The organism is cf. Phormidesmis sp. LEGE 11477 (assembly GCF_015207105.1).
Taxonomy (GTDB): Bacteria; Cyanobacteriota; Cyanobacteriia; order Phormidesmidales; family Phormidesmidaceae; genus Phormidesmis.
Map to the genome: position 1 here is coordinate 23,184 of NZ_JADEXO010000080.1, position 7,071 is coordinate 30,254.

At 48.5% G+C, this 7,071-nt stretch carries 7 protein-coding genes; 6 read left to right on the plus strand and 1 reads right to left on the minus strand.

What is annotated here, in order from left to right; translation table 11 throughout:
- Positions 1-147: 147 nt before the first annotated feature.
- The 6 genes from IQ256_RS19635 (at position 148) to IQ256_RS19660 (ending at position 6,753) form a co-directional block, all read left to right on the plus strand.
- Positions 148-1,185, plus strand: a complete 1,038-nt coding sequence (locus IQ256_RS19635) for a C45 family peptidase (protein WP_228025089.1) — start codon at positions 148-150, stop codon at positions 1,183-1,185.
- Positions 1,186-1,343: 158 nt separating this feature from the next.
- Complete coding sequence (locus IQ256_RS19640; protein WP_228025090.1) at positions 1,344-2,474, plus strand: HlyD family efflux transporter periplasmic adaptor subunit; 1,131 nt, start codon at positions 1,344-1,346, stop codon at positions 2,472-2,474.
- A gap of 41 nt (positions 2,475-2,515) precedes the next feature.
- Complete coding sequence (locus tag IQ256_RS19645) at positions 2,516-3,793, plus strand: FtsX-like permease family protein (protein ID WP_193857254.1); 1,278 nt, start codon at positions 2,516-2,518, stop codon at positions 3,791-3,793.
- Between the two features lie 37 nt (positions 3,794-3,830).
- Complete coding sequence (locus tag IQ256_RS19650; protein ID WP_193857255.1) at positions 3,831-4,502, plus strand: ATP-binding cassette domain-containing protein; 672 nt, start codon at positions 3,831-3,833, stop codon at positions 4,500-4,502.
- Between the two features lie 67 nt (positions 4,503-4,569).
- Entirely contained in the window at positions 4,570-5,667 is a 1,098-nt protein-coding gene (locus tag IQ256_RS19655) for a glycosyltransferase (protein WP_370623496.1), read from the plus strand.
- Between the two features lie 291 nt (positions 5,668-5,958).
- The gene (locus tag IQ256_RS19660) at positions 5,959-6,753 is read left to right on the plus strand and encodes an arylamine N-acetyltransferase (protein ID WP_193857256.1); all 795 of its coding nucleotides are present in this window, start codon (positions 5,959-5,961) and stop codon (positions 6,751-6,753) included.
- 40 nt (positions 6,754-6,793) lie between these two features.
- Here the strand turns inward: IQ256_RS19660 and IQ256_RS29775 are convergent, their stop codons facing one another.
- Positions 6,794-6,958, minus strand: a complete 165-nt coding sequence (locus IQ256_RS29775) for a hypothetical protein (protein ID WP_228025091.1) — start codon at positions 6,956-6,958, stop codon at positions 6,794-6,796.
- Positions 6,959-7,071: the final 113 nt, after the last annotated feature.

Genomic DNA, 7,071 nt, shown 5'->3' on the forward strand with positions numbered 1-7,071 from the left:
TACGATCAACCTAATGACTTTCGTCATGAGAAAACATGACGTAGCGCTATGGTATGAAAAAAGTCACTTATCTATCATGGGTTTGCCGGATGACTAGGTTTCATAGCCAATGTCGTCCACAGTTATCGCGAACTATACCAGACCCCTATGTATCATCCAAGATTACGTGGTTCCCATTACGCAATGGGTCATCACTACGGGACGCTACTTTATAAGAATGGTTTTCGAACATCACAGCTACCGGATTTGCTACCCGGAGACAACACCAACCTAATAATGTCCTCAGCAAAGCTTACACGTCAGTTTTATCCAGAAATTTGTGAAGAGATCAAAGGCTTTGCAACAGGTACAAAAAGTGATTATGAGTATTTAGTCTGTTTTCTCTTGAGTATCGGGATAACGCAATCGGCACCGCACTGTAGCTGTTTTGCGGCTGTCACTGACCAAGGTGTGCTTTTCGGACGCAATCATGATTATTTCAAGCAGTTCAAAAAGTTTAGTGAGAGTAGCTTAATCGAACCAACAGGGTTCAACAGCTTTGTAGGACAGGGCGATACTTTCATCGGTAGAGAAGACGGTGTCAATGACAGAGGGTTAGCAGTCGGCTATACGTTCGTAGACGGGATTGCTTCGCAACCGGGTATCAATTTTCAATTGGTTATACGGGGTCTGCTCGAAAAATGTTCGAGCGTTCAGAGTGCGATCGCATGGCTCAAATCCCTACCCCTCTCAACCTACCAAAACCTTATCCTAGCCGATAGGTCAGGAGAGCTAGCGGTTGTCGAATCAGCGCCAGAACGGCTCGAAGTCAGATATCCAGAAAAGAACGCGCCGTTTATCGTTGCGACCAATAATTTTCAGCTACCGACTATGAGACGGTTACAGAAAAATGAACACAGAAACTGGTATGAGGCAGAGACGCGCTACGAGGCTATCACCCAGGCACTAGAGAAAGAGAAAGACAGTTTATCGCTAGAGACCTGCCAAAATATTCTCTCAGAAAAATATGGCTTTGCCTGCCAATATCCTCGTAAAGGAGATTTTGATACAATTTGGTCAGTGGCTGTAAACCTTAGTACGTTAAGCATTCTACGGGCAGAAGGCAACCTTAGTCGCGTTAGATACAAAGAAGATTTACGACTTGCTCACGCAGTGGCTAAACGCAGTCACAACCAAATGAATTGACAATCGACTGAGAACAATCAATTGAGAAGGTATTGATACAAACGTCACCCAATTTGATGACATTAGTCATCGCGATCGCCAAACAACCTGAGCTAAAACTAAAGGCAGCTTACGAATAGCATATGACTCAAAAAACGTTTCTTCAATGGAGTCTTCTATTGGCTATCACCACCTTTATTTCTGTCGGATGCACCTTGCCGTTTACTGAAACAACAGAAGACGAGACTCTACCCGTCTCGGTAGCAATCGACTCGGTGGTGGCCCTAGGCCGAATTGAGCCAGAAGGCGAAGTGATTCGGCTATCGGTGCCCAATGCGGCGGATAGTCGCGTTAACGAAATTCGAGTCGGTGAAGGCGACCGAGTAGAAGCGCAGCAGGTAATTGCCGTGCTTCAGGGGGCTGAACGGCGACAGGCCGATTTGAGTTCTGCCTACGCACTCGTACGACAGCGGCAGGCAGAGCTGGCCCAACAGCAAAACGGCAATGTGAAGCCAGCCGCGCTTGAGGCGCAAAGAGAAACCATTGCTCGCTTGCAGGCTCAGATGGAGGCTCAAAGACGCCAGCGACAGGCTGCTGTTGAGAAAGCTCAGGCTGTGCTGAGAGAATCGCAGACAAAGTACCAGCGCTATCAAACGCTGGCCGCTGCTGGCGCTATTGAACAGATAGAGCTAGATGTGGCCCGGCGCGACTACGAGACGGCTCAGGCGGATTTAGCTCTAGAGCAATCTACCCAAGAAGAAACTGAAAAAACACTGGCCGCTCAAATTTCTGAAGAGCGGGCGCGGCTAACTGAGCTTAGCCAGGTTCTGCCAGAAAACGTTGAAATTGCTGCGGCTCAGCTAGAACAGGCCCAGATGCAGGTGTCTCAAAGTCAGGCGGATCTAGATGACGTGCTAGTCCGTGCCCCTGTCGCTGGCCAAATTCTACGAATCAACACTCAGGTAGGAGAGCAGGTGAATACGCAGCAAGGCATTGTAGAACTGGCTCAAACCAATCAGATGATGGTAATCGCAGAGGTGTACGAAACTGATATTCGCAGAGTGAGCTTGGGACAACCAGTAAAAGTAACCAGCGAATACGGCGGGGTAGAAACAGATCTCACTGGGACGGTCGATCAGATCGGCCTGCAAATTGGGAAAGCGAACTTCGGTGGAGAAGAGGCTGACCCGACTCAAGATGTCAATGCACGCGTAGTCACGGTGAAAGTTCGCCTGGATGATGAAGATAGCGAGCGGGTTGCAGCGCTCACTGGCATGCAGGTGAGAGTCGCTATTGACACGGATGGATAACGAGCTATGGCTGTCAGCACAATTACAAATGGACTTGTCTTATGTGGAAGTCTCTTATTCGTTGGAAACTAGTGAAGCAGATACCTTTTGAGAAACCATTAGCCTGGGCGCAGCTTTCTCATCAGAAGATCCGACTAGCAGTCGCGATTACTGGCGTGAGCTTCGCTAATATTCTGATGTTTACCATGATGGGATTGCAGACTTTGCTAACGGATGGTGCAACCACCCTACATGAAAGTCTAAAAGGAGATCTCTTTCTAATGTCTTCATTTAGTCCTACGCTACGCATACCTATTACTATTCCGCGTGCCTACCTACTGCAAGCAGATTCGGTAGAGGGTGTCGGCATGGCCTCGCCGATGTATATCAGCAACGCAAACTGGACAGATCCCAGTCAGCTCAGACCACCTTCAGAACGATTTTCAAAAGATAGTTCTTCTGAGGGGGACCTTGAGCAGTCACCGGAAGAAGAAAGCGCTGGTGATATCTTCGGGAATCAGGTGCGTATTGTAGCCTTTAATCTAGAGCAGCCGATTCTAGATATCCCAGAGGTAGAGCAGCAGCGCGATCGCCTCAGCACTGCAAATGCTGTTTTGTTCGATCGGCTCTCTCAGCCTTCTTTAGGAGAGATTCCTACGCTGCTATCAACTGCTGAGGGTGTGCAAACCCTGATGGGAGGCCGCAGAGTTAGAGTCGTCGGACTGTTCAGCTTGGGCAGCACCGTCATAGAGAAAGGCACGGTGGTAATGAGTGACTGGAACTATACCCAGTGGGCCGGGCCGCAGGCGCTAGAGCAGGTAAGTCTAGGGATCTTGATGCTGGAAGCGGGAAGCGATGTGGCAGCGGTACAGGAAAAGCTTCAGAACTATCTGCCAGATTCTGTAGACGTTTTGACGATGGAGGAGCTGCTGGCCAAGGAGAAAAAATTTACAGATGAAGATCCGGGTGGCATTATCTTTGGCTTCGGTAGCATGGTGGGCTTTGTTGTAGGTACTGTGATTGTTTATCAGGTACTCTATACCGATATTAGCGATCATTTGCCGGAATATGCCACGCTTAAGGCGATGGGCTATAGCGATGCGGCGCTGCTAAGAGTCGTATTGCTAGAAGCGATTTTGCTGGCTGTGCTGGGATTTATTCCTGGGTTTATCACCTCTTTGGGGCTATATCAGGTGTTGACGGTGATGACTCGAATTCCGCTGGTGATGAAGAGCGCTGTTGCCGTTCAGATATTCGTGCTCACGCTGGTGATGTGTAGTTTGTCGGGTGCGATCGCCATGCGTCGTCTCCAATCAGCCGATCCTGCCGATGTTTTCTAACTGTCCTTAAATTGTTCTTCAACAGAGAGATTCCGATATGTCTTCGACAGTGACGGTCAACAATCTTAGTCACATTTTCGGCAAAGGTCAGCTCTGTCGAACCGTACTAACCGATATAAATCTAGAACTTCGTCCGGGTGAAATTGTGCTGCTCACGGGGCCATCCGGCAGTGGAAAAACAACTCTACTTACGCTCATGGGTGCTCTGCGTTCGGTGCAGTCAGGAAGCCTGAAGATTCTCGATCAAGAACTAAAGGGAGCGCGTAAACGTAAGCTAGTCAAGCTACGAACTCAGATTGGGTTCATATTCCAGTCTCATAATTTGCTAGATTGTTTGACAGCGGCAGAGAATGTAGGAATGGCGTTGAAGCTACATGGCGGGTCATTGTCCGATCGCCGCGATCGCTCCCACGAAATGCTAAAAACTGTCGGCTTAGATGAGCATAGTCACAAGCATCCGAGCCAGCTTTCCGGCGGACAAAAGCAGCGGGTTGCGATCGCCCGTGCCCTAGTCTCTGAACCCAAGATCGTCCTTGCCGACGAGCCTACCGCCTCGCTGGACAGCCACTCTGGGCGAGACGTTGTCAATTTAATTCAGCAGCTCGCCCACCGTCAGCACTGTACTGTTCTACTGGTGACTCACGATGCTCGCATTCTCGATATTGCCGATCGCACTTTGCACATCGAAGACGGGCGATTGAGCACATGAAGTGATTATCACCTGATTAATGTACATGTAAAAGATGAGCAGTTGTTGAAATCTTGAGGGTAAAGTCGTGAGCCGAATTGTTTTGACTACGTGGGGGTCTCTAGGCGATCTGCATCCTATACTGGCTCTAGGCTTGGAGTTGCGCGATCGCGGCCACAGCATTGTGCTGGCCACAACAGAAAGCTATCGAAACAAAATTGAATCTTTAGGGCTCGAATTTCGAGCCATTCGCCCTAGTTTGCCAGAAGATCCCGAGCTAATTAAGCAATCAATGAACGCCAAAACGGGGCCGAAGGTAGTTCTCAAAGACATTGTTTTAGGTAGCGTGCAAGACACCTATGACGATTTGATGGCAATCACAAAAGATGCCGACTTCTTAATCGCTCACGAGATTGTTTACGCCGCACCTCTAGTCGCCGAAGTGCTGAAATTACCTTGGGCTAGCTGCGTTTTGGCCCCGGCTGCATTCTTTTCAGCCTATGAACCGCTGATGACCTCGATATATCCTGCCCTGGCACAGCTGCATCTCCTAGGGCCAAAGGTCAATCGTTGGGCTATCGACTTGGCGAAGGTGGCCACTCGATCGTGGGGCAACCCTGTCTATAAACTTCGAGAAAAACTAGGGCTACCCCCCATCAAAAACCCAATTGTTGGGAATGACAAATACTCTCCTTATTTAGTATTGGCTTTATTTTCATCCGTGTTGGGTACGCCCAAACCTGACTGGCCGCCCAATGTCGTCACCACTGGCTTCACTTTCTACGATGGCGATGCAGAGCCGCCGCTTAGCCGAGAGCTGTTAAACTTTTTGGATTCTGGCGAGCCGCCGCTCGTATTTACGTTGGGTTCAGCAGCAGTCAATGCGCCCGGTGATTTCTATCGCGAAAGTGTGCAGGCTACTATCAGCCTCAATCGGCGCGCAGTGTTGTTGCTCGGCAAAAACTCTTTGCCTCAAAGCTTACCTTCTAGTATCTTCACCTGCGACTATGCGCCTTATTCAAAAATCTTTTCCCGCGCCTGTGCGATTATTCATCAGGGCGGAATCGGCACAACAGCTCAGGCGCTGAGGGCTGAGCGTCCAACTATCATCACGCCATACAGTCTCGATCAGCCAGACAACGCAGCAAGAGTTCAACGATTAGGAACCTCTCGTACGCTGATGTGATCGCACTGCACTGCAACGCGGCTAACAAAGGAACTGAAAACGCTGATCGAGGATTCTAGCTATATGAAGAAAGCAGCAGAAATCGGACACAGCATGAAATCAGAGAATGGGACAAAAGTAGCTTGTGATGCCATAGAAAAACAGCTATATTCTCTACAGATTTAAATTCCATATTCTCCTTTGCTGAGCTGGCAAGCCCTGTTTCCCTATCTGAGATTAGAGTAATTACCAGAGGGTAATAGCGGCATGCACAGATATGTAAAGTCATGAATGTAGAAGCGATGTAAAGTCATGAATGTAGAAGCGTATCTCGATCGTATCGGCTACAAAGGGTCACGTGAGCCTACAGCCGAGTCTCTTAAGCAACTGCACCGGGCTCATATGCTTGCTGCTCCCTTTGAGAATCTAGATATTTTTTTAAGTCGGCCAATTATCCTTTCGCTGCCGTCGCTCTACGACAAAATTATTCGGCACCGACGAGGTGGCTTTTGTTACGAGCTTAATGGACTATTTGGATGGCTGCTCGATCAGTTTGGTTTTACGGTGAGGCTGTTGTCTGCGCGAGTATTTAGCGGTGCTCAACCAGGATTTGAATTTGACCATCTGCTGCTGCTAGTTGAGCTAGAAGATCGTTGGATTGCAGACGTAGGGTTTGGAGATTCGTTTTTAGAGCCGCTGCGACTCGATACCGAAGCAGAGAATCTACAGTTTGGTGGCTCGTATCGTTTAATCGAATCGGGGTCTGAAAGAATACTCCAGCGTAGACAGCATTCTGTTTGGAACTCACAGTATATTTTTTCACTAACGCCTCACCACCTAGAAGAATTCAGCGCTATGTGCCAGCATCAGCAGATATCGCCAGAGTCAACTTTCACGCAGAAATCGCTATGCACTCTGGCGACAGGAAACGGGCGGATCACGCTATCGAATAGCCGCCTAATCATCAGGGTAGGAGAGCAGCGTCAAGAGCAGTTGCTAGCAGATGGCCAAGCCTACCGAACACTTTTGAAGTCTCATTTTGGAATAGAGTTTGGAGAAGGTGTGCGAGTAGATAGGCTGATGAATCTAGATTCGTCGTCTGAATAACTCAGACATTTTGTTGTACTAAGCTCAATCGATAAGTGAGCTAGTATGGAACTATTTCAGCTTTCTTAACTGCGATCGCTGCGATCACATCAGCAATTCTCTCAGGCAGGCTGTTTTCAAGGTTTGAAAGCACACCAATTGTTACACCTTCTTCAGGATAGTAGGCCAAAAGAGAACTAAAGCCGTGAATCCGGCTCTGTTGCAATAAATTACTGGAGATAGAATGACTCCCTCGTTACCTCCCTGATTAAGCAGCCACTCCGAAGATTTCGTTGATGAAGGAGATCTGTCCCCTGACATCTCCTTTGTCAGTACCTT